This window comes from Paenibacillus filicis, from assembly GCF_038070315.1.
Lineage (GTDB): Bacteria > Bacillota > Bacilli > Paenibacillales > NBRC-103111 > Paenibacillus_G > Paenibacillus_G filicis.
This window is the reverse complement of record NZ_JBBPCC010000021.1, coordinates 1-23,709: the sequence shown is the minus strand read 5'-3', so window position 1 is coordinate 23,709 and position 23,709 is coordinate 1. Positions and strand designations below refer to the sequence as shown.

The following is a 23,709-nucleotide window of genomic DNA, read 5'->3' as shown; positions in this document are numbered from 1 at the left end:
CGTAAGAGAAGGTTGGGCTGAATGTTGTCAAGAGTAAATACTGTAAAACATTCTCATGAACTTTTAATAATTGCGACTTTAGTGAGGAAAGAAGAGGGATTGCGGATTTCCTGGTAAATGGTGGGTTCCGTGATTGTGGTATGGTGTTATTGGGTAGTTGACCCAACCCATCATATACTTAGGAGGAAGTCATGAACACATCTAAGAAAAGCCTGATTGGTAAAACGTTAGCGGGCATTACGCTCAGCCTTACGGTAGCTTTCTCAGGCCACTATCTGACCGCCCCTCAAACGGCTTATGCCGCTTCGGCTTCAACGACTGCCAGCAAAATCATTCAAACAGGCAAGCATTACTTGGGCGTGCCTTATAAATTTGGCGCCAAGAGCGGGAACACGAGCTCCTTCGATTGCTCTTCCTTTACACAATATGTGTTCAAAAAGCATGGCATCAGCCTGCCTCGTTCTTCCCAGGATCAGTCCAAGGTCGGGAGAAAGGTTAGCAAGAGCCAGCTGCAGCCGGGAGATCTGGTTTTCTCGGATACGAACCGCGACGGCAGGATCAATCACGTGAGCATTTATATCGGCAATGGCAAGCTTCTTCATACTTATAAGGTTGGCGTCGGCGTTACCATTTCCAACTTCAAAGGCAGTACCTGGGACAAGACCTTTGTAACAGCAAGACGCGTCCTGTAAACCTACTTACTATAAGCGGCAGAGCTCCTTAGACAGCTAAGGGGCTCTGTTTTTTTATGTACGCTGCAAGAGGCTAAGTCTGCCTATGATAATCGTTGACACACCCAGCAATTGGAACTATATTAGGAGTAAATTATTTGTTAGTTATCTTAACTAACAAATAAAATGCCTGTTGACTGTATCTCACGCAAGCGAGGAAGGCAGGAGGGAGGAACGACTATTGGACCTAGGGCAACCTGGAAATATCAAGATGGTCAAGCAAATGAACAAGGAAAGTATACTGTACCGGCTAAGGAAGCAAGGGTCGATGTCCAGGGCAGATCTGGCCAAGGCAACGGCATTGAGCAGACCGACGGTTTCCGCACTGGTGGAGGAAATGATCGGTGAGGATCTGATTTGCGAAATTGGCGAGGGTGCATCCAAGGCGGGCCGGAAGCCCATTTTATTGGCATACAACTACAAGCTCAGCGCAGTGATCGGTGCGGTCTTCGAAGGAACGGTCTTACATATGGCTCTGGCGGATCTCAAGGGAGATCCGTTGTGTCAATATACGACGAGAATGAATGAATCCGTATCTGGTGAGAGAGCGATTCTGGAGCTGGAAAAAGGACTCCATTCCTTGCTGTTTCAGAGCGGTTATGAGAAAGAGAAGATTCTCGGCATCGGACTTGGCTTGCCGGGCATTACCCAGAAGCGGAACGGGACGATCAGTTATGCCCCGAGCACAGGCTGGATGGGCCTTCCGGTTCAGAAGGAGCTGGAAGAACGTCTGGAGCTCCCGGTCACGCTTGATAATGACGTCAATATGATGACACTCGGGGAGTATTACCAGGGCGCCGGTCGGGAAGTATCCAATCTGATCTACATGCATATAGGCACGGGGATCGGAGCGGGCATCATGCTGAACCGTCAGTTTTACCGGGGCAGTATGGAGGCCGCAGGCGAGATCGGCTATATGATGATTGGTCCGGTTCAGGACAGGTCCCAGGACGGCTATGGCGTATTCGAGAATAATTATGCGATTCCAGGCATCACGGAACGTGCCAAGCGGTTATTCCCAGATCTGCAGGAAGAGACGAGCGTCGTGAAGCAATTGCTGCAGAAGTCGTCCGAAGGCGTCAGGGAGGCGGAGGAGCTGCTGGAGGAGGTGCTGACCCACTGGTCTTACGGGATCGCGAACATGGTCAGCATTCTGGACCCGGAGCTGCTTATTCTCAATGGAGAGATTGTGCATATCGGGGAGGGTGGGCTGCGCCGTATGGAGGCTCTATTGAAAAACTGGGTTCCCGTCGTACCACGGATGGAGTTTGCCGTGCTGGGTGAACAGTCCGGCATTATCGGAGCGATCTACAGTGCCATCGAATCCTTCTCCACGATTCGGAAAATTCGTAGCTGAACATCGCAATTATACATAGAGAGGGATGTAGCAGATGAGTTACCCGTACGATTTTAGAAAAGAGGAGGGCTCCTCCTTCCCCGGCAAAACCTATACGGAGGTTGTACTGGAGCCGGCATATAACGAAGCGAAGAATCACCTGCTGGGCCCGATGATGGCGATTAACAAGGCACATCTGATCATGCTGCTGGAGCAGGAGCTGATCACCGGGCCGGAGGCCAGACAGATCGCGAAGGCTATCGCGGGCCTGGATCTGGATGCCTTAAGGCAGTCTGCCTATACGGGCCAGTTCGAGGATTTGTTTTTCCAGGTCGAACATCAACTGCTGCAGAAGGCCGGGGATATCGCTGGCAATCTTCATCTGGCGCGCAGCCGCAACGATATGGGGATTGCCATCTACCGGATGACGCTGCGCGAGAAGCTGCTGGTCACGATCAAGTCGGCCTTGCTGCTGAAGGAAACGCTGCTGCAATTCGCATCGGAGCATGTGGACACGCTCATGATCGGCTATACGCATACCCAGCAGGCACAGCCTACGACGCTGGCTCACTATATCATGGCGGTTGTTGATTCCCTAAGCCGGGATATCCGGCGGATGACGGAGGCTTACCGCAACTGCAACCGGAGCAGCATGGGAGCGGCTGCCCTGACGACGTCGGGCTTTGCGATCAGCCGGGAGAAGATGATGACCCTGCTGGGCTTCCAGGAGCTGATCGACAACTCCTATGACGCAATTGGCGGAGCGGATTATATTGCCGAGATTATGACGGCCGTTCAACTGGCGGCGATCAACACGGGACGGGTTGTGCAGGACTTCCTGCTGTGGTGCACCCAGGAGTTTGCTGTGCTGAAGATGGCAGACCCTTATGTACAGATCAGCTCCATCATGCCGCAGAAGCGCAATCCGGTCTCGCTGGAGCATATGCGGGCCCTGTTGTCTAGCTGCGTAGGCAACACGAATACCGTGCTGACCATGATTCACAATACGCCGTTCGGCGATATTGTGGACACCGAGGACGATATGCAGCCTTATGCATGGAAGAGCATGGAGATGCTGGAGAAGGTCTTCCGCTTGCTGTCTTGCGTAGTCGGAACGATGGAAGTCAACAAAGAAAAACTCCGTGACCGGGCTAAGCAAAGCTTCGCTACGATCACCGAACTGGCTGATACGCTGGTGCGGACGGACGGACTCTCCTTCCGTAAATCGCATCATATCGTCAGCGCCGTGGTCAAAACAGCCATGGCCAGCGGCTTGAATGCCAATGAAATTACGCTGGAACTGGTCAACCGGGCGGCTCGGGATGTCATCGGGCACGATCTGAGTCTTGATGAGTCGATGCTGCAGCAGGCGCTGGACCCGGATTACTTTGTACAAATTCGCTCGCTGCCTGGAGGCCCAAGTCCCAAGGAAATCAACCGGGTGATTCAGCTCCGTCTGGAGCAGCATGCAGAGGATCAAGCTTGGCTGGCCCGTTCCGCGGAGCAGTGCGTGGGTGCTCTGCGCAACCTCGATGCAACCGTTGAACAGTGGAGCCTGGAAGTCGAATAGCTGGAGCCTGCGTGAGGCGGGTGTGTTGTCCCTGATCCGAGTCAGAGCCCCGCTTATCCAGGAAGCATTCGGCTAAATGGCCTATGATCGTATAAAGAAAGCTGGAGCTGCTTATTGACAGCATACGTAACGGAATGCATAACGGAATGCGTAACTGAATCTAGAGCCTTTCCACGTGTGGTATTCGCGATGGAAGGCTCTTTTTATTGTGTTATGTTTCATTAAGTACATTGACATGCATAGTAATATGCTATACGATATACATGAAGAGGTGAAGCGGTAGTGAAAGAAACAGGGATCAGCAGCGATCTGATACGCGGCAATATCGATACGATCATCCTTCGCGTCCTGTGTGACGCGGATAATTACGGCTATGAGATTATTAAAGCTATTTATAAGAAAAGCCGGGGAAGATACGAGCTGAAGGAGCCTTCCTTGTATACCAGTCTCAAGAGGCTGGAGGGCCAGAAGCTGATTGAGTCGTACTGGGGCGATGAAAGCCAGGGCGGACGACGTAAATACTATAAGATTACCACTGCGGGTGTAGAGGCGTTTCACCGTAACCTGGCGGAGTGGAAGGCAGGCAGGCAGCTGATCGACGAATTATTGGAAGAGGGGGGAGAGGGAGAATGAACCTCTTGCAAGCTCATGTGGAGCGCTTGTTCAGACCGTATCCGGCCAACAGCCGGACAGATGAATTGAAGGATGAGATTCTAGGGAATCTGGAGTCGAAAGTAGCGGATCTGACATCGGGAGGCATGGAGTACGGAGCGGCTGTACGCAAGGCCATCGAGCATATGAATACCGTAGATTTTCTGATGGAGGGTACGTCCCGCATCTATATTCACCGCTTCTGGACCGAGCTCTCGCAGGTAGCGCTACTGTATGCTCTGATTGCCTGGATCGTGACAATACCGATTCAGGTGGCGGGTATAGGGGCGCTGCTGAACTTGTCGCTGCTCGTTATCGCCTTCATAGTGGGATGTTTGTTCGCAGGCCTGAGGTTATGGTCGGCCCCGCGGGATAAGGTGGCGGTATTCCGGCTGGCTTCGATCTCGCGTTACAGTAGATTGGCTTGGCAGGTATGGGGATTATATATTGTCGTCTCGGTGCTTGGCGTGACAGCCGTTCAATTCGGCAGCAACATATGGTTCTCCAGGCCGGTTACGCTCAGCGGGCCTTATCAATGGGGCGTAGTCGCCATCCGTTACGCGCTGCCGTTTGTATCTGTGCTCATCCCGCTGCTCTTTACGGCGTCTATCAAGCTCGCACATAAACATGAGGCAGGTGGAGACGATGACTTTGTCGATGCGTAGCCGAAGCTGGTTGATTTTCGCACTATTTGTACTGGGTATATTGCTGACGATGGCTGTGAAGGGAGTGATCCTCCCGCGTATGGAGCTTAACGCGCAGCAGTACAAGGTGGAGCAGCAGAATCCGCTGACTCATGACCCGGCTATCCTGCAGAAATACCGGAGCAAGTATATGGGGGATTTCTCGAATCTTTCTAATCTGTTCAACGCTCTGCCCTTAAGCCGTACGGGCATGACTTTCCAGTTGAATTCGGAAGCGCTGACTGCTGAGATTCTGTACAAAGGGAATACAGAGGTACTTGGCGCAGAACAGGTTGAGCGATCCCTGTTGTATAACGCGACCGCGGCTTTCGCCTTGATCGATAATCTGGAGGGGCTGACATTCAGCTTCGAGAATAAGTCTTACCAGGTAAAGCGCTCAGCTATGAAGCTGTGGTACGGGACGGGGCTGTCCGGTCTGTTGGAGGAAGAGATGTGGAGGACCAAGGTGCAGCACAGACTGGGTGACCATGCTTATTCGGCTAGGTTCGCCCAAACCGTGCTGACAACAGAGTAAGAAGTGCAGGAGGAGCGTCAAGGCTCGAAGCCCGGCTGGCTGATGTAAATCTGATCCTCCGGAAAAACTTGCCTCAACCGTTCGTAGACGAGGCGATACGCAGAGGGGGCGTACCAATCCTCCAGCCTCAGTTCCCGGTACAGGGAAGCGATGCCCAGACTGCGGGTTCGTCTGCCTCCGCTGCCGTCTCCCATGAAGTAATCATCCAGGCAGACCCGGTTGACTAACGGCCGCAGCAGCTTCGCAAACGCTTCGCTGCTGGGCAGCATCGGCGCTATCGCCGCCTGGGTCTGTACCCCTGCATCGGCCAGTAGCCGTAGGGCTTGCAGCCTCGCCTGGATGGGCGGAGCGCTGGGAGAAAACGTCTTCCGGATGTCCTCCAGGTCCGTCTCCACCGTCATACTGACCCTGACCTTATCCCCAAGCTTCTGCAAGACGTCGATATCCCGCGTGACGAGCGGGCTGCGGGTTTGTACCAGGACGAAGTCAGGCGGGTTCTCCGCCATCACTTCCAGCAAGGAGCGGGTGACACGCTCCCGGTGCTCGATCGGCTGATAAGGGTCCGTACTGGAAGACATGAAGATGGTGACGGGCCCTTTGGCCTTGGCCCGAAGCAGCTCCTTGCGGAAAATCGCCGCTGCTCCCTTCTTAATATCGACCCAGCTTCCCCACTCCGCTCCCCGAAATGTAGCCACCGGCATCTGCCGCACATAGCAGTAGGAGCAGCCGAATGAACAGCCTGTATAAGGGTTCAGCGTGTGGCTGTAGCCTCCTAGAAAGCCGGATCCTTTATTCATTAACGTTTTGGGTTGTTTGACTAAATATTCCGTTCTCATGCCTGCCTCCCTGGCTTATGCCGTTCCGGTTGTCTCTATGATTAGTATAACTTTATCCAGATCGATACGCACCTGATCCCTAATAAAAGAGCAAGATACATGGAAGGAATCCAAGTATCTATCCCAGGGAAGGCAACTTCACTGTCGTCTTGCAGCAAAAAAGTGATCCATTCTTCATCCTAAGTATCTCCGCATCCAATCCGGTTGCCCCAAAATTCTCCTCGGTATCCGAACTCTTACCTATCAATAAATAACTAAACGCTTACATTCATTTGCATATGTCGTGGGCTTTTCGTTCGATATCGTAGATTTATTCCAATAATGATTGCACGGTTCATTGTTCGAAATGTGCGGATTTACTAATCTATTAGTGTGGTCCATACCAATCGAAGGGGAATTGAAAATGAGTGTATCATTCAAACGTGCATCGGCGCGCGTAGGCGTAATTACGGTAGGGCATGAGCCTTATTGGGAGCAATTTCCGGGACTCCGGGAAGAACTGGCCGGTTACGGTAAGGAATTTGAGGGGATGTTGTCCGCCCATGAGGTCGAGGTCGTTTCGGCCGGCTTTGTGGACAATGTCGACAAATCATTTGCGGCGGCTTCGTACTTGAAACGTCAGGATATCGATTTTCTGTTTTGTTTTTTGAGCACCTACGTTACCTCTTCTTCGGCAGCTACCGCCATTCTGAATGTCGGTGTGCCGACCGTTCTAGTCGCACTCCAGCCGAGAAAACGGCTTGACTATCGCAATACGACAACATACATGCAGCTTGCCAACGATAATATCTGTTCGCTTCCCGAAATCGGAGGGGTGCTGATACGTGCAGGAAAGCCTGCTGCAGGGATGATCGTAGGCACGCTCCATGATGATCCCCGAGCTGTGAACGAGCTGAAGTCATGGTGTCAGGTAGCCAATGCGCGCCGTGCGTTCAAGCATGCGCGAATCGGCTACCTGGGTCACACCTACGAGGGGATGTACGACATGAATTCAGATCCGACAGCGTTTACGGCTGCCTTCGGCTCCCATGTGCAGATGCTGGAAATGTGTGATTTGGCTAAGCTGGTGAACGGCGTAACCACTGCCGAAACTGCGAATAAAATCGACGAGATCAAGAGCGTATTTACGATCGCCGATCCGTTTATTGATCCGGTGACGAGAGCCATTAAGCCGGAGGATCTGGACTGGTCGGCCAAGGTTGCTGTCGGGCTCGACAAGCTCGTTCAGGAGAACGGCTTGACCGGACTTGCGTACTATTACCGAGGCTTGGACGGGAATGAATACGAGCGGATCGGTTCGAATATGGTGCTCGGCAATTCTTTGCTCACAGCAAAAGGGATACCGCTTGCGGGCGAAGCGGATCTGAAGACATGCGCAGCGATGCTGATCATGGACAGACTGGATGCAGGAGGCTCATTCGCGGAGCTGCATCCCTGCGACTTCGTGGACGACATCGTGCTGGTAGGTCATGATGGGCCGCATAACATTAAAATTAGTGACGGCCGACCGATTATTCGGGGGCTGGATTTGTTCCACGGCAAGCGCGGCTCCGGCATCGGTGTTGAGTTCAGCATCAAGTCCGGTCCGGTAACATTGCTTGGTATTTCCCAGACGGCGGATGGTAAATTCAAGATGATCGCTACGGAAGGCGAATCCATCAAGGGAGAGATTCCACAAACCGGCAACACGAATACGCGCTGCAGCTTCGGCTGCTCCGTAGCTGAGTTTGTCGAGAAATGGTGCTCGGCCGGTCCGACCCATCACTTCGCGCTGGGCGTCGGGCACGTCGCCCCGAAAATCCGCAACGTTGCCAAGGTACTCGGCATCGAGCTGCAAATCATCTAAGGCTAAGTGAAAAGGGAGTGAACAAGTTGAAGCAACCGGGAAATGGAAGCAGCAGGCTCCTGAAGCGGGCTACCCTGGAAATGAGTCTTAAGCCGTTCAAAAGTCTCGAACAATCGGCGATTGATGAAGTTTGTACGGAAGCGCTGCGGCAGTGGCAGCCGCTCATCGGTATGGCTGAATCCGCATCGCTGCTGCTGTGGGTTTCGGACGGCAGCGAGATGTTGACTTGGAACGGTCAGCTAGAGGACGAATTCGAGTGGGCCCGTTATATCGGCTTTGCCAACGAAGAGATGTTCAGCCATGTCCAGGATCAGAGCGATCCCCACATAGCTCGCCTGTATATGGACCATCCCGTTCGTTTCACCTATGGCGATTTGCGCAGGGTTGTCGACGCCTTCAAGCGAATTGCGGCGGAGCAGTTTCATGTTCGTCTGGAAGTTGGGGTTCCTTTTGACGCGGGTCCGGAGTTTGCCTACTCGGATTTCAAGTATAAGGATCATCCGGAAATCAACCGCGCGGAGCTCGGGGGGACTTACGTATCGCTGAAGGCCGATTATACCGTCGTCTGTTCCTGGTCCAAGCTGAAGGCGGATACTGCAGCTTACGCGGCCTATCCGGACGGCATCCTGGAAGGCACTCCGTTCGGGGAGTATCTCGGGCGCCAATGCGCGAGCTTCCTGCCCGCGATCGGCTTCGACTATATCTGGTTCTCCAATGGTTTCGCATTGTCTTATTTCCCGTGGACTTACTTAGGCGCTAACTATAACGGAACCGACCTCCCGCTAGCGGACTACACGGAGCTTTCCTCCAAAGTCATGTCGTTCTGGGACTTGTTCAAGCGGGAATGTCCAGGTGTGAGGACAGAGGTGCGAGGGACGAATTACGGAACCGGCATGGACTTGGCGAAGGATTACATTCCGTTTCTTGAACTATACGAGAAGAAGTATCTGGACTTCCCGCCGCCAAACTCTCCGTGGGGAGCGCTCAATTACGATTTTGGGCTGGAGCTGACCGGATACATGTCCAGAATCGCGGAGCTGCCGGGGGAAACGTATCCGTACCGTTTTTATGTGAATGATCCGTGGTTTTGGCAAAATCCCTGGTGGGACTATTATGACCATGAGCCGCATGACATTTACGGGCCGCTGTCGGTCGCGCGCATGAACGCAGATGGAGCGCTTGAGATGCCTGGTATCGTAGAGATCCTGACGATTGATACGGAGAAGGGCGAGCTGTGGGGGGACGGACCTGCGGAGATTATTCCCCATCTGCAGAAAGCGTTCCGCGAAGCCCCGGACGAACCGGGTCTCGTCACTTGGCTGTATCCGTTCCGTGAGCTGCACGAGGCGCTGCAAGAGGATAACACGGCCTCTGGCCGCGTGTTCTTCCATGATTGGTTCGTGCGCTGCGCCATCAATCATGGCTTTCCGCTCAACACGGTACTCGGCACAGACACGTTCCGCGCGATGTCGACCGAAGCCCGGCGTAAGCTGAGCAGTACGATACTGTTCGTATCGTCGCTGTGGCTGGACGAAGCCCGAATTGCCGAGCTGGCGGACATGGTCCGTGGTGGCGGTAAGGTGCTGGTGTACGGCGACGTACGGCAGCCGGCGCTACAAGAGCTGTTGAATGTACAACCTGCCGACGGAGCGGGGCTGGAGGGGGATTTTGCCCTCGAGCTATCGTTCGAAGAAGACGACGTTTACGGCGATAGGGGGGAGCGCAAGCTGAGGCATCGCGCCGACATCGGGGACGGCATGTTGGACCTTATACTGCGTGATAGAGCAGATACCGGGACGCGGGTCGGTGCGGTCGCTGTACAGGAAGGCGAGGAACGCATCTTCGCGCTTTCCCGGTCACTGTCCGAATGGAACGGCGGTCGCATCGGCTGGGTGCGCGGTTCGCTGGCTTTCGACCAGGCGGGGGTCACCCATCTGCCGGTTCGGCAGGAGAACGAATGGATGGACACGTCGATTTTGCTTCGGTATATGCTGCAGGACTTTGGCATGTCGATGCGGCAAGTGAAGCAAGACCCCGATTCGCAATCCGTACTTACCTTCGTTTCGCGACATCGGAACGGCTTCATCATGACAGGCTGCAAGCAGGATTCGTCCGTGCAGCTGAAGCTGCGCTTCCCTGAGGGTGTACCTTTGTTCCCGGGCCAATCTATTGTTCTCGGCGAGGGCGAGGCGGAACTGTATGCACTAGATCGAACGTTCCGGGACGAGTGCCGTGTTTTCGTAAACCAGCGGGAGCGGAGTCTGGTATCGTGCCGTGAGAATCAGCCGACTCCGTCCAGAATGAAGCAGATGGTCCGCACGTTGAGCATCAGTCATTTGCGGGACGCCGATGTAACCATCTATCCGCCAATCGAGATGTTAGCATCGGGAGCTATAGAAATCAAACAAGGTGATGGAAGCCTATTGGATTGGAGTGGGGGGCAGGAAGGTAATCGACTGCGCCTTGTCGGGATCACCGGAACGATTCATATTTCCTGGTGATGTGAGCATGACCTATCGTCTGAAGTGAGATCAAAGACCTCAAGCTCCTGTGAACTTGAGGTCTTTGGTATGATGAGGTTTCAACGGATCAGAAGACTTGTTAGGATAGGCCTGAGATTCTCTGCCATATGCTTATAGCCCAAATCGGAAGGATGGATGCCGTCAGCTGTACATTCTTGATAGTCCGGGCCCAGAAGCTCAGAGCCGTCACAGAAGTGGATATGAGCATCTCCCTCTTGATTCAAGCGTTCTACGGCTGCGCGTTGAAGCTCTTTACGCAGTTCCCGGCGCTGCAGCAGATTTTCGTCGAAGGCTTCTTTGGCAAGACGGATTTGAGAGATAACGAGAATGGGGACCTCCGGATGAACCTTGCGATAGATGCGAATGAAGGCCGGCAGGGATTGTTCGAGGTGCTCGGTGCTGGGCGTATTTCCTTCATAATCGAGTACAAGCAAGGCAGGATTGGGAATCTGGCTAATGAGATGAGCCAATTCGGGCTCACCCTGCGCATTTCCTGAGAAGCCGAGACTGACGAACTCGAATGGAAACATACGGCTTAGTTGATTCGGATAGGCCATGCCAGGCCGGGACGCACAAGCACCGTGGGTGATGGAGGTGCCGTAAAGGAGTACTTTTTTATCCGACGAGAACCCATGGAACTCTGCCACTGAAGCATCAGGTGCAGTTCCAATCCATAGCTCCTTGACCCCTTGATAGAGGGGGAGGTTGAGCGTAATCTCCCGCATCTCTGTAGACAAGGATTCGAAGAGAACGCTCTCATATTCCGCTTGCGCCAGTTCAAAGCGTGTGGTGTTTACATAGGTTTGCTCACCTGCCGGGCCGATATAACAATCAACGCCGCATTGAGCCGTAGCAGACATCTGGTACATCGTGGCTTTGTCGGCTAATACGATTCGAACGGCGAGTTTCGAGGAGTCGGTTTGAAATCGAACTTGAACGCCGGTTGTAAAATTGGCAAGACGGTCCACTTCTGATCGAATATGATGGCTCGGATTCAGCGGAAGTCTTCGATAAAGTCCGTCCTGTGCGAGCCAGGGCAGTCCGGTTATAAGGAAGGGGGAAGCAAGCGGCGAATGCCATTCCCACTGGTCGCAGCACGGTACATCGGGCTGCATGTTCTTGTCAAGCTTGTGAATAGGATGGGCCGTTTTTTCCATCGTTCATTCCTCACAGTCAATGAAAATGTTAACGATCCGAATCATCTTCATTGTAGGGAATATGAGGAGTGGAAACAATGAAGGCTTCGATGGTTTTTGGAGTCCTGCTACGATTTATTTCTTCCACACCTTCAAACGCTCCTTGACGTACGCGGAGGGCATGGTACCCGTTACTTTTTTGAATACTTTGTTGAAGTAGGACTGCTCGCAAAATCCGAGAAAATCGGAGATTTCTCCGATGCTCATCTGAGAGCCGGTCAAGAGATCGCATGCGGAGGCTATTCGGATCTGCTGAATATAGTCGGTGATCGTTTGACCGGTCGTTTCCCGGAAGACGGTGCTGATATAGTTTGGCGTCCGCCCCACATGATGGGCGAGCTCCTTCATGCCGATTTGCTCGCGGTAATGATGCAGAATGTAGTCCTTCAGCTGCATGGTAATCCCATGAGCTTTAGGGTGTGTGATAGATCCTTGATTGGCCTCTTCGTTGATGACCGCGATGATTTCTAGAAGTACGCTATGGCACAGCGTGTGCGTGTACGTCGATTTTTGAAGCCAGTATTGCGTAAGAGAAGAGAAGCGCTGCCGGATGTAATCGAAGTTATGCGGCCTTATGAGTTGACAGGCGGGCTCGGCAAGCAGCGGCAATCCGTCCCCAATTCCCGAATATTTGAAATGCGCGACATACATGTCGTGTGCCTGCTTGGAATGGTTCAGTGCACTTCGAATATGTCCCTCCGGCACGAATAGAAGGTCGCCTTTTTTCAAAGTAAAAGATTGGGATTCGACCGTATAAGTGATCTCGCCGCCAGTGATCAAAATTAAAATATGATTATGAGCTGCCGCGTGCGGGACATGCCAATCCGGCTCACAATGCTCGAAGTAGATGGCGATTGGATGAATCATTGTGCGAAATCCCCCTTGTTCCCATCATCGGAAGTCTAATCGATTATAGCAAAATCGTAGCCTGCCTCCAATAATCATGGTCTCATTCATAGCCAGATTCAAGTGGATATGACTATGCTGAAAGGAAGCAATCGTATTCGATAATCCTGGTCTCCTATATAATAAAAAGAAACATGCCATGTTGATACCAGGGCTGGCCGCGATCTTGATATTTAGTTACTATCCGATGGTAGGAGCCGTTATTGCATTCCAAAAGTTTATTCCGACGAAGGGGTTATTTCATTCCAAATGGATTGGCCTGGACAACTTTCGTTATGTCATGGAGCTTCCGGATTTTTATCAAGTGCTATGGAATACGATCTATATCGCCGGCATGAAGATCCTCGTGGGGCTCATCGTACCCATTATAGTCTCGTTGCTACTGAACGAGATTCGGAAGGAAGTCGTGAAGCGCTTCGTACAGACCCTCATTTACTTGCCTCATTTCTTATCATGGGTCATTCTGAGCGGATCCTGATCGATGTGCTCTCACCGAAAACAGGGATCGTTAACGCGGGGCTGCAGAGCCTCGGGATCGAGCCGATCTTTTTTCTTGGCGACACCCGTTCCTACAGCGCTATTTCACGAAAGGGATAGTGCTAGGCAGTGTGAAGGAATGAGTAACCGAAAAAGTAGTCCGCCTAAACATAAACTGCACCTCCTTTGTTAGTCCTGGCTGACAAAGGAGGTGCAGTTCGGAGCGAGAGAATCTGGTACTCAATCAACGTGTTTCAGCGGGAATCGTGTTATTTTATCGCAAGTTTTGAAGCTGCTTCTTCAGCCTCTTCATATGCTTTCTGTAAGACTTCATCTTTATCTAAGATAGAGGTTCCTTGAACCCGAAGTATTTCATAATCCTCAATACCAAGAAAATTAAACATCGACTTCAAATACTTGTGGGAGTATTCAACTTCGGTATACCAGTTATTGTTGGTATAGATGGATCCGCTCCCTTGTATGACCAGCATACTTCTTCCATCCTTAAGAAGACCAACCGAACCAGTTTCGGTATACTTGAACGTTTCCCTGGCGATTAGAATATTGTCCATATAATCTTTTAGTTTTGATGAAATATTAAAGTTATGCAATGGATACGCAATTACATATTTATTTGCACTTTTAAATTGTTGCAATACCTCATTCATGCGCTGGATTACTTTTTGCTCTTCGGTTGTTAATTCTTCACCGTTTCTTTGTTTTCCCCACGCGCTTAAAACAGTTTGGTCTATCATGGGTATAACGTCCTGGTATAAATTAATTTGTTCTATGATTTCCTCAATAGAATGTTGCTCTTTATATTTGCTCAAGAAGTAATTCAATACATGTAGACTGAATGATGATGTGGATTCTACTTCCGGGTGTGCATTGATGACAAGCAGCTTGCTCATTAGATGGTTCCTCCATTTTTTTTTTAGTTTGTTTTGTACATCAAAGAAGACAACGGAAGGAACCTATCTGTGACAAGGATCAATAAAAAATTTAGAACTCTTTAGGAGTGTCTTTCGAACAAACGGACAGCACCATGAAGTTTGTCCGGATTCATAATGACATATACGCGAGAAATGGCAGAACCGTCAGGATTAAAAGCAAGGGAGTAAACCGCATATGGGTTGCGGTCATACATAACCATAAAGCTTTCAATGCCGTTGACGACCACCTTCTCGACTGTGCCATCCCGGAGATAATTAGAAATGGAATAGCTCAGCAAAGCCTGGACGCGATCCCGGCCCCATATCGGGTTGATGGCAGCCCTTACTTTGCCGCCGCCGTCTGTGAGCAAGATGGTGTCTTCACTCAGCAATTCAACAATAGCGGCGATATCTCCAGCGCGAAAAGCTGCGCTGAATGAGGCACTCAGTGCTTGGGAGTCAGGTTTTAATGGCGAAATCGGCATCCCGGCGTCGTCTTTCGTAGCGTTCAGCTTGCGTTTTCCGCGACTGAACAACTGCCGGCAATTAACCTCAGATTTACCGATCCATTCTCCGATTTCCTCAAAAGTGAAGCCGAGTGTTTCCCTCAGTACAAAGACGGCCCTTTCCATCGGCGTCAACCGCTGCATCACGACTAGATATGCGTAGGCGATGTCGTCCTTAAGCTCAAAAGCCTTTTCGGGATTGCCTTCTGCCGAAGTTACGATCGGTTCAGGCAGCCACGGGCCGATATAGGTCGTCTTTGCCTTTCGCGATGATTTGAGCTCATTCAAGCAACGATTGGTGACAAGTTTACAAAGATACGCTTTAATATGGCTGACTTCGGTATTTTGCTGTTGCAAGGCAACGAACACGTCCTGGACGACATCTTCGGCGTCCTGAGACATGCCGAGCATCCTATAAGCGATAGAGAAAAGCAACGGGCGATACTGATCATAAATGGCATGGTAATCAATCATTTCGTCTAGTTCCAATCATCCGGGATTTTAAAACCTTGTTTAAAGCGAATAGGATCACTTATGAATGAGAATATCACGATTTAATATAGAATTCCCAATTTTAGCGTGATTATTGTAGAATAAAAAACGCAGCCAATCATGTTGAAAATAAGGTAAATTCCTTTGTGTTAATAAATGTTTCTCTCGACTAAGGGTCTTCATGAATACTTCGTGATGCTCGTCCATGAGTCTTATAAGAGTAAGCTAGCTGGCGCTTTTTCACATTATCCCGTAAAGACAGGCACGAATAGGCGGCTGCCCACATACACTTATAGAACAGTCTGACTGTTCGCTCGAAGCATCTGGCTTGTGCTTCGTGACAACATCGTGGAGGTGGCTCCATTCATGCCAGGTTTGTTTGCTGCGATTGCTCTGTTCATCAAGCAGCTATCACTGCTCGTCTCTTACGTAAAGAACAATGCTTTTCCCCAACCGCTGCAGGATGATGAGGAAGCTAAGCATCTCCAATTGTTTGCGCAAGGCAATCAACATTCCCGCAACCTGCTGATTGAGCACAATCTGCGGCTTGTTGCGCATATCGTCAAGAAGTTCGACAACACCGGCGAGGATCTAGAGGATTTGATCTCCATCGGGACGATCGGATTGATCAAGGCCATCGAGTCATTCTCCCCGGATAAAGGGACCAAGCTCGCCACGTTCGCCGCTCGCTGTATCGAGAATGAGAATCTAATGTCTGGAGTGGTGCTTCATAGAGGTGAGGAAAGCCCAGGCAGGGCTTTTTATTTTGGGTGAAGAATCTTCTGGTTGGCATTATGACTATTGTAGATTTGGTAAGACAAAAGAAAAAGCCCTAATAAGGGCTTAGTATCCTTGGTCTTCAAGAAATTCTCTTAAACCTTGTGGATTTATTGCGTCTTTTAGAGTACTGTTAATCGTTAAATAACCCATGATACTTCCATTTAATACTACAATTGGTGGGTGAGTTGCGAACTTATTAAAGGCACTTTTATCTGAAAATTCACTTCCATAGTCTCCAAATTCATTAAAAATGCTTTTTGCGGAAAACGTACCTCCGTAACTGCCAAATTCATTGTAGATAGAATCAGGATCAGTTGTATCGGCAGTAAGTTTTCCTAGATAAACCTTTCCGTCATTCGAGTATAAAGTAACGTTTGCTTTTTTATTTTGATTTTGCGATTGAGCTTGTCCAGTTGAATTTATATCAACTGTATAAGTTTTTGACGACCATGAAACTTTAGCCCCAAGTTTTTCCGATACTACCCTTAGCGGAACCATGGTTACTCCATCAATAATTATGGCAGGTATTTCTGAACTGATTTCATTTCCATTAACCACAAGCTTTACAATCGGATAACCTTTATAGTCTCCATTGATACTAGAAGCTGTTGCGACCCCTGAAAATAGCATAAGCAACACAGTAACAGCCAATAATTTCTTTTTCATACGTATCTTCTCCTTGATATAGGTATATTTTACTAATCGGAAGATTCAAAGGAAAACTTTAGAATAAATTATCTTGCTCTGGGTAATAGTACCAATGAGGTGAGATGATGGATGAAATACTAATCGTCCAAATTGACGACCGTCAGATCGTGGTTCATACCAAGGATGAGATATACGAGGGATCTATGATCGAACAACTAGACCGCATTCTTTCGCAGCATGGTTTCTTACAGGTGTTTCGGGGTAAGTATGCTTATATGCCCAGGGTTACGGCTTATGATCCGAAAGCAAACCGGCTTTACTTTGACCAGGACCGATACCCGGCTATGCCAGTATCTCGCCGAAGAAAGAAAGATATTGTTGCGTACATTAGAAACAAAATGGTAAATGATGAATGAATGACCGAAAACGTAACAGTTTCGGTCGTTTTTTGATGCTAATTCGACAACATTTTCTCTATCTATATGTTACGCTTGTTACAAATAAATCCATAACATCCAATGACAGATTTAATCAAAAAAGCACTGTTAAAATGAGGTGATTTATCGTAATATGGACTCAACATTAAGGTAACTTAAGTGATCCTTAAGTTCTCTTAGTGGGAGAGTAGTGAAATCCTACTCACGCCGTTCGCTTGATGGAATGGTGATCCACTCGTGGAGGTCTTCGATCTGGCAGCCAAGCACGTCGGAGGCCTCCTTCGCTTTAACAAGCGAGAAAGTAATCTTACCATTAGAGTTAATAACTTGAGAAATGAACGATTCCGAAACGTTAATACGTCGAGCTAGTTCGGCTTGATTCATATCTCCCATTAACTCCAGCAAACGGCTTCTCCCTACCTGGATAGCCATATGCGCCTCATTTTTATAGTATTTAACCAAACATATGTTCTTACATATTCAGTTATGGTATTATTAATACTCAAATACAAACTTAGGGCGGTGCATCATGGAGGATAAAAAAATCATGCCTGATATAATAGAAATTTTCAAAGAATTAGGTCTTGATTATTTAGAACTTAAAGAACGTTTAGAAAACAAATGTTCTACTTCTCCTTCAACACCCCCAACAGTAGATAATATGCTGTTTTCGCCTGATCTTCTGTAAGTCTATCTCCATTGAAGCTAAATGTAGTTTTAATCTTCTTAATAGCATCTTCTTTAGATAAATCAATCGCATCCAATAGATCATTGGCACCCTGGCTAATGGTCTTATTTCTTTCGTCTGTTCTCCCGATCAAATAATCAATTGAAACGCCGAAGAAGTCAGCCATCAATTCCAACCGTTGTCTCCTAGGTATTCCTTTTGGTTCGGATTCATACCTCCTAATATTAGAGTGGGGAATATCCAGAAACTCGGCAACCTGATCTTGGGTTAATCCCTTTTCTGCACGTAATTCCTTTAAACGCTCGCTAAAATTCTTCTTCACGAGAATCACTCTCACTTCCTCCATTCATTTTATATCATAATGTTCGTAAAATAAACGTTCTAAAAACGAGCAATTTCCTGTTGACATGTTCGAAAAGCGAGCATATAATAACATTATCAAGGTTGTTCAAAAAACGAGCACACAAGGAAGGAGGTGAACATTTTGAAAAAGCAACTAATGCCATTAGAAAAACTAATTGAAGCGCGGCGAGAGATGAAACTTACTCAGGATGATGTGGCTAAGTTGTCTGGAATATCGCGCTCTATGTACTGCAACATAGAACGAGGAGAAGTTACCCCATCATTGAGAAGTGCCTATTCGATTTCTAGGGTTTTGAAAAAAAGTATTGAGCAACTTTTTTTTGCCAGAAACGCTCGAATAACGAACAAAAAGTTAGCATAAGGAGATGAACTTATGAACCTACCGCAAATTTTCAATTACAACGGCGCTAATGTCCGCACGGTTCTGATAAAGAATGAACCTTGGTTTGTACTGAAGGACGTATGCGACCTGCTTGAACTGGCTTCGCGGGCAGTACGTCAAAGGATTTCCGATGACGTATGTTCAACCTACGCCATCCGCGACTCCGTTGGACGATCACAAGATACAACGATTATTAACGAAGACGGTTTATATGACGTCATACTCGAAAGCCGCAAAGCTGAAGCTAAAGCATTCCGGAAATGGGTAACCAGCGAAGTCCTCCCAAGCATCCGCAAACACGGCGCATACATGACACCCGAAACCCTGGCTGACGCACTAAGCAACCCAGACGGCCTGATCGTCGTCCTCACTCGACTGAAACACGAACAAGACGAGAGAGCACGTGAACGGTCCGCGCGGCTGGAAGCTGAAGCCAAGATCGAAGCGGACCGTCCAAAAGTTATATTCGCGGAATCGCTACAAGTTTCGGATGACTCGATCCTGATCGGCGAGCTTGCCAAGGTGCTGAAGCAAAACGGCATTGATGTCGGACAGAATCGTTTGTTCAAGATTCTCCGCGAAGAAGGATACCTGATCAAATCCGGAGAGCAGTACAACATGCCGACACAGCGTTCGATGGACCTCCGACTCATGGAGATCAAAACAGGATCACGAAGCAGCTCGGACGGGATGATTAAAATCACTCGTACATCCAAGGTTACCGGCAAAGGGCAAATTTACTTCATTAATAAATTCAAAGGCCGTATGCAGGCCGGTTAAGGAGCCAAGCCATGAAAATCAAACTCATCGAAGGACCGATGGCCCAATCCGGCAGTTTGATCAAGCAAGTAGCGCCGGTGCTTCAAAAAAAAGCGGTTGAGCAATATACGGAACTGCAGAAGGCAGCAGGAAAGTAACCTAATCGATTTTACCAAAATTTACTTCTATTGAATATAAGGGAGGAAAAAACATGGACCACCCAATGATCGTGCAAATCGAAAGGGACGGATACCCACGGCGCTACTTGGCCGACTTCGCGGAATCCATCGTGCAATGCGAATGCCAGGCGATGGCATCGGTAGTGGTAAACGGTCGGAACCGCTGCTGGGAATGCGCGGCTGACGAAGGCGTGGAACGGGTCAGGAGGCCGTCATAATGTCAATCTACGATAGATACTCCAATGCGGATCTGGCGGTCGAGGAAAGCCGGAAGTCCAGGATGCTGCCTAAAGACCGTCAGGCCGTATATGACGCTGCTTTCTCTGGGAACGACGAGTATACGACTCGGTTGCTCCGGAAGTGCGTGTACGAGATGAACCTGGACGAGCAGATCATGTCTGAATTTGCTTCGTCGGCCAATCACCTATTGAACGAGCTTGAACAGATGAAGAACAAGCCTGAATCATTGAGAGAGGCTGAGCATCACCTCCGGGATTGCCTGTATGTGAGGTCGGCTATGTATAAGCCTGGCAATGAAATGCTGCTGCACGACGAGACAACGGGTGGCTGGCACCATCCAGACTATAGGGAAGGGTGATCATATGGAAATAATCGAATACCACGTTAAAACGAAATGCGGCCGCAACTTCGTCTGGAGCGCTCCTGACATGGACTACCTCTTCAGGTCATTAACATTCCGTGGTTACACGGCGGTCGAAGTAATGACGCTGGACGAATACGAGCGGCAGCAAGCAGACAGGCAGATCGAGTGGAATTATCACCTTAAGCGCGAGGTTGAAGAAGGGAGAAAGGCTGTATGAGAGAGATTAAGTTCTGCGGAAGACGGATTGACAACAAACAGTGGGTGTATGGCTACTACCATTTCGATGCTTCTTGGGGCTATGGGACGCATTACATCACATTAAAAGAAAACCTTGATATGCATAAAGTCGATCCCGAAACAGTTGGTCAATACACCGGACTTCCAGATGAAAACGGGAAGGATATCTACGAAAAGAACAGATTCCAGCATGAGAAGGATATTGGAACTGTGGTTTTCAGGAACGGAATGTATTGCGTAGAATGGGACGCTCCATCTACTTGGGGCAAAGAAACGCTGCTTTGGAAACTACATGACGGCGGACGAATAATTCCGGAAAATCCCGATCTATTGGAGGCTTAGATGGACAACGACAACCTTTTTGTTGACTATGACGATGCATTTAGTTGGCTTTTAGAACAGGAAGAGGCCCGGCAGAGGCGCAAGCCGATGAAGCCATGGCAGCACCCTGATTACGTCGAACCGGAGGGAGGTGAGGAGGCATGATCGGCATACTCTGGGACCAGAAGCGCCGGCTGCAGCTCGAGATGATGCGTGAGCCAATTGGCAGCATCACACGCCGGATCTACATGGAATTGATCGCAGAAATTGAAATGGCCCTGACAGATTCACGGTCCGTCACGGCCTAAGCAAAAGTCCCGTCGAAAGAACTCTTTGTGTCCATTTTATCATAAAAGGAGTGGATTGTATGCAATTATATAAGATTTCAGACAACATGGTCGCCGTTCTTGAACTGATCGAATCCGGACAGGACGGACTGGAAGACGTGCTGGAGGCGCTGAACCTCTCGTTTGAGGATAAGGCCGAGAACATCAGCAAACTGTACCGCAGCCTCCTGGCAGACCGTGACGCGTGCAAGGCTGAGGCTCACCGGCTGTCAGAACGTGCTAAACATTTTGATGGACAAGCTGAGCGCTTGAAATCGTACCTCGAAGTGCAGATGCAGAAGATCGGGATGGACAAAGTTACATCGTCCCTATTCAAAATCCGGCTGCAGATGAATCCGCCGAGCGTCGTGATTACGGACCAAAGCCTGCTGCCCGGCGAATATTACACCTATCCGCAGCCACAGGTGAGTAAGACGAAGATCAAAGAGGATCTTACGTCCGGTGTGGAAGTTCCGGGTGCAGAGTTGAAACAAGAAAAGTCACTGAGAATATCATAAAAGGAGCGATTAACATGACTATCGTCATACGAAAAGCCGAACGTAAAGTGTCCAAAGCTCGTGTGGCATTAGCTGGCCCCAGCGGTTCCGGAAAGACCCTTTCAGCTCTCCTACTGGCCTACGGCATGACAGGAGACTGGGAAAAGATCGGACTGATCGACACGGAGAACAAGAGTGCTGACGTTTATGCCGAGACGATTAAGGCCGGGGTTCCGGTTGGTTCATTCATCAAAGTAGATCTTGAAGCACCATACACCACGGAGAAGTACATCGAAGCCATTAAGGCACTGGAAGACTACGGCGTCGAAGCCATCATCACGGACTCTATGTCACACGCATGGGCAGGTGAAGGTGGACTGCTCGAGCAAGTGGATGCAGCAGCCGGCAGTGGCAACAAGTTTACGGCATGGGGCAAGATTACACCCAAGCACAACCGGCTGATCGAGACGATTCTACGTTCCAAGTGCCACATCATTTCCACGCTTCGTTCTAAAACAGAATACGTACTGGTCGAGAACGACCGCGGCAAGAAGGAGCCGCAGAAGGTGGGCATGGCACCGATCCAACGTGACGGACTCGAATATGAGTACACGATCATGTTCGACATGAATATTGACAAGTTCGCCACGGCCAACAAGGACCGTACAGGGCTTTTTGAAGGCCAATCGGTACGTATAACGCCCGAGCATGGGGAACAGCTTCTGGCGTGGCTACAGAACGGTGTGGAGTTGATTAAATCGCATACAGTGATCGCCATAAACACGAAGTGGATCGAGTTGGGTTACAAACAAGAACACATCGACGTTCAGACCAAGAAGACATATGGAGAACTGCTTGGCAATCTGACAGAACCGCAGGGACAAGACTTCTTGGTTAAATTGTTCGAAATGGCAAAGCCGAAACAGCAGCAATCTCAAACTGCAGAGGGGGCATAACCTATGCTTAATCGTGTCATCCTCATCGGCCGTCTGACACGTGATCCAGAACTGCGATACACACCTAACGGAATCGCAACATGCACGTTCACGCTAGCTGTTGACCGACCATTCACCAACAACGGGCAGCGAGAGGCAGACTTCATCCCCGTCGTTACGTGGCGGCAACTCGCTGATACATGCGCTAACTATCTCCGCAAAGGCCGTCTGACAGCAGTAGAGGGGCGCATCCAGACGCGCCATTATGACAATAACGAAGGCAAGCGTGTGTACGTGACGGAAGTCATTGCCGACAATGTTCGATTCCTGGAGCGCTCATCTGAAGGACAAGACCTGGATCGACAACGTCAGGCTGGGGAAGAAAGCCAGGAACGAGGTAATCCTTTTCCTGATGATGGCAGGCCTATAGATATCAGTGATGATGACCTTCCGTTCTGAGGTGAACCATGAACCTAGCAAATCAACCGGCACGCTCGTACTCCAAGTCACAGCAGACCGCAGGACGGCGCATTAAGCCCACACAGAAGCAGATGGGCGACATATCGGATAAGGTGCGCAAAGAGGTTAAACGGCGCTCTGGCGACGTCTGCGAGTTGCGTAAACGCTGCGACGGTTCACGGGCGCTGGAGATGGCGCACATCACGGGCCGTAAGCAGATCCGTCACCGCACGACAGCAGAAGACCTGCGACACGCTTGCGTTCCTTGCCACAGATGGCTAGACGAAACGGTAGACGGTATTAGGTACCGTAAGACACTAAACCAATAAACCAGTATACGGCCTGGGCGGATTCGGTCGGGTCGATGAAAGGATGAAAACAATGATCAAGTGGAACCTATTCCCTTTCCCTCATAAATTAGCTCGTGAACAAATAGAGGAAAATGAATACCTAATTTTCGTGAACGGCCGAGTTATCCAGGCCACTCACGATGCTATGAGCAGCTGCTTTACACGCCCAACGGATGATGGAGAAGTGGTCTATTCATACGGATCTATCAGTCATTACGCGGAATTTAACACGCCATATTGCAGCGAAGAAACGGATTAACCGCCGAAGGCCCCCGAAACGAACGAATAATCCCAGCAACGCGGGGGCCGTATAGATCAATTGTTAGTTTTTGGAAGGGAGATAAGAGGGTATGGGAGTACCACGTATTTTACACTACCCCGGTAGCAAGTGGAGCATTGCGGAATGGATCATCAGCCATATGCCGCCGCATGAAGTGTTCGTTGACTTGTACTTCGGATCCGGCGGAATCTTCTTTAATAAACCCCGATCTACGATAGAGACGGTCAACGATATTGACGGGGACG

30 protein-coding genes and 2 pseudogenes are annotated in these 23,709 nt (G+C 49.7%); 24 read left to right on the top strand and 8 right to left on the bottom strand.

Features of this window, described 5'->3' with window-relative positions:
• Nucleotides 1-191 precede the first annotated feature (191 nt).
• The 6 genes from WMW72_RS26265 to WMW72_RS26240 all read left to right on the top strand — a co-directional run bounded on the left by WMW72_RS26265 (nt 192) and on the right by WMW72_RS26240 (nt 5,506).
• Nucleotides 192-692 carry a C40 family peptidase gene (locus tag WMW72_RS26265; protein WP_341418554.1) on the top strand — a complete coding sequence of 167 codons (501 nt, stop codon included), beginning with the start codon at nt 192-194 and terminating at the stop codon, nt 690-692.
• 220 nt (nt 693-912) lie between these two features.
• Complete coding sequence (locus WMW72_RS26260; RefSeq protein ID WP_341418553.1) at nt 913-2,088, top strand: ROK family transcriptional regulator; 1,176 nt, start codon at nt 913-915, stop codon at nt 2,086-2,088.
• Nucleotides 2,089-2,122: 34 nt separating this feature from the next.
• Nucleotides 2,123-3,637 (top strand): argininosuccinate lyase, encoded by a 1,515-nt coding sequence (gene argH, locus WMW72_RS26255; RefSeq protein ID WP_341418552.1) that lies wholly within the window; start codon nt 2,123-2,125, stop codon nt 3,635-3,637.
• Nucleotides 3,638-3,919: 282 nt separating this feature from the next.
• Nucleotides 3,920-4,270, top strand: a complete 351-nt coding sequence (locus WMW72_RS26250; protein WP_341418550.1) for a PadR family transcriptional regulator — start codon at nt 3,920-3,922, stop codon at nt 4,268-4,270.
• On the top strand, nt 4,267-4,953 hold the full coding sequence (locus WMW72_RS26245; protein ID WP_341418549.1) for a permease prefix domain 1-containing protein: 687 nt from the start codon (nt 4,267-4,269) through the stop codon (nt 4,951-4,953). Before WMW72_RS26250 ends, WMW72_RS26245 begins: the two co-directional genes overlap by 4 nt.
• The gene (locus WMW72_RS26240) at nt 4,946-5,506 is read left to right on the top strand and encodes a DUF4825 domain-containing protein (protein ID WP_341418548.1); all 561 of its coding nucleotides are present in this window, start codon (nt 4,946-4,948) and stop codon (nt 5,504-5,506) included. Before WMW72_RS26245 ends, WMW72_RS26240 begins: the two co-directional genes overlap by 8 nt.
• A 17-nt stretch (nt 5,507-5,523) precedes the next feature.
• Here WMW72_RS26240 and WMW72_RS26235 read toward each other — a convergent pair whose 3' ends face one another.
• Nucleotides 5,524-6,342, bottom strand: a complete 819-nt coding sequence (locus WMW72_RS26235; RefSeq protein ID WP_341418547.1) for an SPL family radical SAM protein — start codon at nt 6,340-6,342, stop codon at nt 5,524-5,526.
• Nucleotides 6,343-6,745: 403 nt separating this feature from the next.
• Between WMW72_RS26235 and WMW72_RS26230 the strand changes: the two genes are divergently transcribed.
• Together WMW72_RS26230 and WMW72_RS26225 are read left to right on the top strand one after the other, a co-directional pair.
• Nucleotides 6,746-8,188 (top strand): L-arabinose isomerase family protein, encoded by a 1,443-nt coding sequence (locus WMW72_RS26230; protein ID WP_341418546.1) that lies wholly within the window; start codon nt 6,746-6,748, stop codon nt 8,186-8,188.
• 26 nt (nt 8,189-8,214) lie between these two features.
• Entirely contained in the window at nt 8,215-10,689 is a 2,475-nt protein-coding gene (locus tag WMW72_RS26225; RefSeq protein WP_341418545.1) for a hypothetical protein, read from the top strand.
• An 80-nt stretch (nt 10,690-10,769) separates the two neighbouring features.
• Here WMW72_RS26225 and WMW72_RS26220 read toward each other — a convergent pair whose 3' ends face one another.
• Together WMW72_RS26220 and WMW72_RS26215 are read right to left on the bottom strand one after the other, a co-directional pair.
• Nucleotides 10,770-11,867: an SGNH/GDSL hydrolase family protein gene (locus WMW72_RS26220; protein ID WP_341418544.1), complete on the bottom strand. Its 1,098-nt coding sequence runs from the start codon at nt 11,865-11,867 to the stop codon at nt 10,770-10,772.
• A 114-nt stretch (nt 11,868-11,981) separates the two neighbouring features.
• The gene (locus WMW72_RS26215; RefSeq protein WP_341418543.1) at nt 11,982-12,773 is read right to left on the bottom strand and encodes a helix-turn-helix domain-containing protein; all 792 of its coding nucleotides are present in this window, start codon (nt 12,771-12,773) and stop codon (nt 11,982-11,984) included.
• A gap of 178 nt (nt 12,774-12,951) precedes the next feature.
• Here WMW72_RS26215 and WMW72_RS26210 point away from each other — a divergent pair.
• Nucleotides 12,952-13,379: pseudogene (locus WMW72_RS26210) on the top strand (sugar ABC transporter permease); the annotation flags it as partial.
• A 179-nt stretch (nt 13,380-13,558) separates the two neighbouring features.
• On the opposite strand, the gene WMW72_RS26205 reads toward WMW72_RS26210, so the two are convergent.
• Together WMW72_RS26205 and sigJ are read right to left on the bottom strand one after the other, a co-directional pair.
• The gene (locus tag WMW72_RS26205; RefSeq protein ID WP_341418542.1) at nt 13,559-14,200 is read right to left on the bottom strand and encodes an FMN-dependent NADH-azoreductase; all 642 of its coding nucleotides are present in this window, start codon (nt 14,198-14,200) and stop codon (nt 13,559-13,561) included.
• A gap of 101 nt (nt 14,201-14,301) precedes the next feature.
• A complete protein-coding gene (sigJ, locus tag WMW72_RS26200; protein ID WP_341418541.1) occupies nt 14,302-15,216 on the bottom strand; it encodes an RNA polymerase sigma factor SigJ in 915 nt (304 codons plus the stop codon).
• Between the two features lie 369 nt (nt 15,217-15,585).
• On the opposite strand from sigJ, the pseudogene WMW72_RS26195 reads away from it, so the two are divergent.
• A pseudogene (locus WMW72_RS26195) lies at nt 15,586-15,933 on the top strand (sigma-70 family RNA polymerase sigma factor); the annotation flags it as partial.
• 129 nt (nt 15,934-16,062) lie between these two features.
• On the opposite strand, the gene WMW72_RS26190 reads toward WMW72_RS26195, so the two are convergent.
• Nucleotides 16,063-16,665, bottom strand: a complete 603-nt coding sequence (locus WMW72_RS26190; RefSeq protein ID WP_341418540.1) for a copper amine oxidase N-terminal domain-containing protein — start codon at nt 16,663-16,665, stop codon at nt 16,063-16,065.
• A gap of 104 nt (nt 16,666-16,769) precedes the next feature.
• Between WMW72_RS26190 and WMW72_RS35695 the strand changes: the two genes are divergently transcribed.
• The gene (locus WMW72_RS35695) at nt 16,770-17,063 is read left to right on the top strand and encodes a LytTR family DNA-binding domain-containing protein (RefSeq protein ID WP_423227601.1); all 294 of its coding nucleotides are present in this window, start codon (nt 16,770-16,772) and stop codon (nt 17,061-17,063) included.
• Nucleotides 17,064-17,282: 219 nt separating this feature from the next.
• Here WMW72_RS35695 and WMW72_RS26185 read toward each other — a convergent pair whose 3' ends face one another.
• Together WMW72_RS26185 and WMW72_RS26180 are read right to left on the bottom strand one after the other, a co-directional pair.
• Nucleotides 17,283-17,468, bottom strand: a complete 186-nt coding sequence (locus WMW72_RS26185) for a helix-turn-helix transcriptional regulator (RefSeq protein ID WP_341418539.1) — start codon at nt 17,466-17,468, stop codon at nt 17,283-17,285.
• Between the two features lie 242 nt (nt 17,469-17,710).
• A complete protein-coding gene (locus WMW72_RS26180) occupies nt 17,711-18,103 on the bottom strand; it encodes a helix-turn-helix domain-containing protein (RefSeq protein ID WP_341418538.1) in 393 nt (130 codons plus the stop codon).
• Nucleotides 18,104-18,256: 153 nt separating this feature from the next.
• On the opposite strand from WMW72_RS26180, the gene WMW72_RS26175 reads away from it, so the two are divergent.
• The 13 genes from WMW72_RS26175 to WMW72_RS26115 form a co-directional block, all read left to right on the top strand.
• A complete protein-coding gene (locus WMW72_RS26175) occupies nt 18,257-18,496 on the top strand; it encodes a helix-turn-helix transcriptional regulator (protein ID WP_341418537.1) in 240 nt (79 codons plus the stop codon).
• A gap of 12 nt (nt 18,497-18,508) precedes the next feature.
• A complete protein-coding gene (locus WMW72_RS26170; protein ID WP_341418536.1) occupies nt 18,509-19,297 on the top strand; it encodes a phage antirepressor in 789 nt (262 codons plus the stop codon).
• Between the two features lie 11 nt (nt 19,298-19,308).
• Nucleotides 19,309-19,434: a hypothetical protein gene (locus WMW72_RS26165; RefSeq protein WP_341418535.1), complete on the top strand. Its 126-nt coding sequence runs from the start codon at nt 19,309-19,311 to the stop codon at nt 19,432-19,434.
• A 53-nt stretch (nt 19,435-19,487) separates the two neighbouring features.
• Nucleotides 19,488-19,673 carry a hypothetical protein gene (locus tag WMW72_RS26160; RefSeq protein ID WP_341418534.1) on the top strand — a complete coding sequence of 62 codons (186 nt, stop codon included), beginning with the start codon at nt 19,488-19,490 and terminating at the stop codon, nt 19,671-19,673.
• Nucleotides 19,673-20,053, top strand: a complete 381-nt coding sequence (locus WMW72_RS26155) for a hypothetical protein (protein WP_341418533.1) — start codon at nt 19,673-19,675, stop codon at nt 20,051-20,053. The genes WMW72_RS26160 and WMW72_RS26155 overlap by 1 nt, the downstream gene beginning before the upstream one ends.
• 4 nt (nt 20,054-20,057) lie before the next feature.
• Nucleotides 20,058-20,276: a hypothetical protein gene (locus WMW72_RS26150; protein ID WP_341418532.1), complete on the top strand. Its 219-nt coding sequence runs from the start codon at nt 20,058-20,060 to the stop codon at nt 20,274-20,276.
• Nucleotides 20,273-20,638 carry a YopX family protein gene (locus tag WMW72_RS26145; protein WP_341418531.1) on the top strand — a complete coding sequence of 122 codons (366 nt, stop codon included), beginning with the start codon at nt 20,273-20,275 and terminating at the stop codon, nt 20,636-20,638. The genes WMW72_RS26150 and WMW72_RS26145 overlap by 4 nt, the downstream gene beginning before the upstream one ends.
• Entirely contained in the window at nt 20,639-20,782 is a 144-nt protein-coding gene (locus WMW72_RS26140; RefSeq protein WP_341418530.1) for a hypothetical protein, read from the top strand.
• The gene (locus WMW72_RS26135) at nt 20,779-20,925 is read left to right on the top strand and encodes a hypothetical protein (RefSeq protein WP_341418529.1); all 147 of its coding nucleotides are present in this window, start codon (nt 20,779-20,781) and stop codon (nt 20,923-20,925) included. Before WMW72_RS26140 ends, WMW72_RS26135 begins: the two co-directional genes overlap by 4 nt.
• Before the next feature lie 59 nt (nt 20,926-20,984).
• Complete coding sequence (locus tag WMW72_RS26130; RefSeq protein WP_341418528.1) at nt 20,985-21,461, top strand: siphovirus Gp157 family protein; 477 nt, start codon at nt 20,985-20,987, stop codon at nt 21,459-21,461.
• Between the two features lie 14 nt (nt 21,462-21,475).
• Nucleotides 21,476-22,396: an AAA family ATPase gene (locus tag WMW72_RS26125; protein ID WP_341418527.1), complete on the top strand. Its 921-nt coding sequence runs from the start codon at nt 21,476-21,478 to the stop codon at nt 22,394-22,396.
• Nucleotides 22,397-22,399: 3 nt separating this feature from the next.
• Complete coding sequence (gene ssb, locus WMW72_RS26120; protein ID WP_341418526.1) at nt 22,400-22,834, top strand: single-stranded DNA-binding protein; 435 nt, start codon at nt 22,400-22,402, stop codon at nt 22,832-22,834.
• A 700-nt stretch (nt 22,835-23,534) separates the two neighbouring features.
• The coding region (locus WMW72_RS26115; RefSeq protein WP_341418656.1) for a DNA adenine methylase at nt 23,535-23,709 on the top strand (175 nt) is incomplete at its 3' end.

Bases quoted from the DNA above. Each gene is read 5' to 3' on its own strand.
- WMW72_RS26265 (WP_341418554.1), top strand. From the start codon at position 192: ATGAACACATCTAAGAAAAGCCTGATTGGTAAAACGTTAGCGGGCATT.
- argH (WP_341418552.1), top strand. From the start codon at position 2,123: ATGAGTTACCCGTACGATTTTAGAAAAGAGGAGGGCTCCTCCTTCCCC.
- WMW72_RS26245 (WP_341418549.1), top strand. From the start codon at position 4,267: ATGAACCTCTTGCAAGCTCATGTGGAGCGCTTGTTCAGACCGTATCCG.
- WMW72_RS26240 (WP_341418548.1), top strand. From the start codon at position 4,946: ATGCGTAGCCGAAGCTGGTTGATTTTCGCACTATTTGTACTGGGTATA.
- WMW72_RS26235 (WP_341418547.1), bottom strand. From the start codon at position 6,342: ATGAGAACGGAATATTTAGTCAAACAACCCAAAACGTTAATGAATAAA.
- WMW72_RS26230 (WP_341418546.1), top strand. From the start codon at position 6,746: ATGAGTGTATCATTCAAACGTGCATCGGCGCGCGTAGGCGTAATTACG.
- WMW72_RS26220 (WP_341418544.1), bottom strand. From the start codon at position 11,867: ATGGAAAAAACGGCCCATCCTATTCACAAGCTTGACAAGAACATGCAG.
- WMW72_RS26215 (WP_341418543.1), bottom strand. From the start codon at position 12,773: ATGATTCATCCAATCGCCATCTACTTCGAGCATTGTGAGCCGGATTGG.
- WMW72_RS26205 (WP_341418542.1), bottom strand. From the start codon at position 14,200: ATGAGCAAGCTGCTTGTCATCAATGCACACCCGGAAGTAGAATCCACA.
- WMW72_RS26190 (WP_341418540.1), bottom strand. From the start codon at position 16,665: ATGAAAAAGAAATTATTGGCTGTTACTGTGTTGCTTATGCTATTTTCA.
- WMW72_RS35695 (WP_423227601.1), top strand. From the start codon at position 16,770: ATGATGGATGAAATACTAATCGTCCAAATTGACGACCGTCAGATCGTG.
- WMW72_RS26185 (WP_341418539.1), bottom strand. From the start codon at position 17,468: ATGAATCAAGCCGAACTAGCTCGACGTATTAACGTTTCGGAATCGTTC.
- WMW72_RS26170 (WP_341418536.1), top strand. From the start codon at position 18,509: ATGAACCTACCGCAAATTTTCAATTACAACGGCGCTAATGTCCGCACG.
- WMW72_RS26165 (WP_341418535.1), top strand. From the start codon at position 19,309: ATGAAAATCAAACTCATCGAAGGACCGATGGCCCAATCCGGCAGTTTG.
- WMW72_RS26160 (WP_341418534.1), top strand. From the start codon at position 19,488: ATGGACCACCCAATGATCGTGCAAATCGAAAGGGACGGATACCCACGG.
- WMW72_RS26155 (WP_341418533.1), top strand. From the start codon at position 19,673: ATGTCAATCTACGATAGATACTCCAATGCGGATCTGGCGGTCGAGGAA.
- WMW72_RS26150 (WP_341418532.1), top strand. From the start codon at position 20,058: ATGGAAATAATCGAATACCACGTTAAAACGAAATGCGGCCGCAACTTC.
- WMW72_RS26145 (WP_341418531.1), top strand. From the start codon at position 20,273: ATGAGAGAGATTAAGTTCTGCGGAAGACGGATTGACAACAAACAGTGG.
- WMW72_RS26140 (WP_341418530.1), top strand. From the start codon at position 20,639: ATGGACAACGACAACCTTTTTGTTGACTATGACGATGCATTTAGTTGG.
- WMW72_RS26135 (WP_341418529.1), top strand. From the start codon at position 20,779: ATGATCGGCATACTCTGGGACCAGAAGCGCCGGCTGCAGCTCGAGATG.
- WMW72_RS26130 (WP_341418528.1), top strand. From the start codon at position 20,985: ATGCAATTATATAAGATTTCAGACAACATGGTCGCCGTTCTTGAACTG.
- WMW72_RS26125 (WP_341418527.1), top strand. From the start codon at position 21,476: ATGACTATCGTCATACGAAAAGCCGAACGTAAAGTGTCCAAAGCTCGT.
- ssb (WP_341418526.1), top strand. From the start codon at position 22,400: ATGCTTAATCGTGTCATCCTCATCGGCCGTCTGACACGTGATCCAGAA.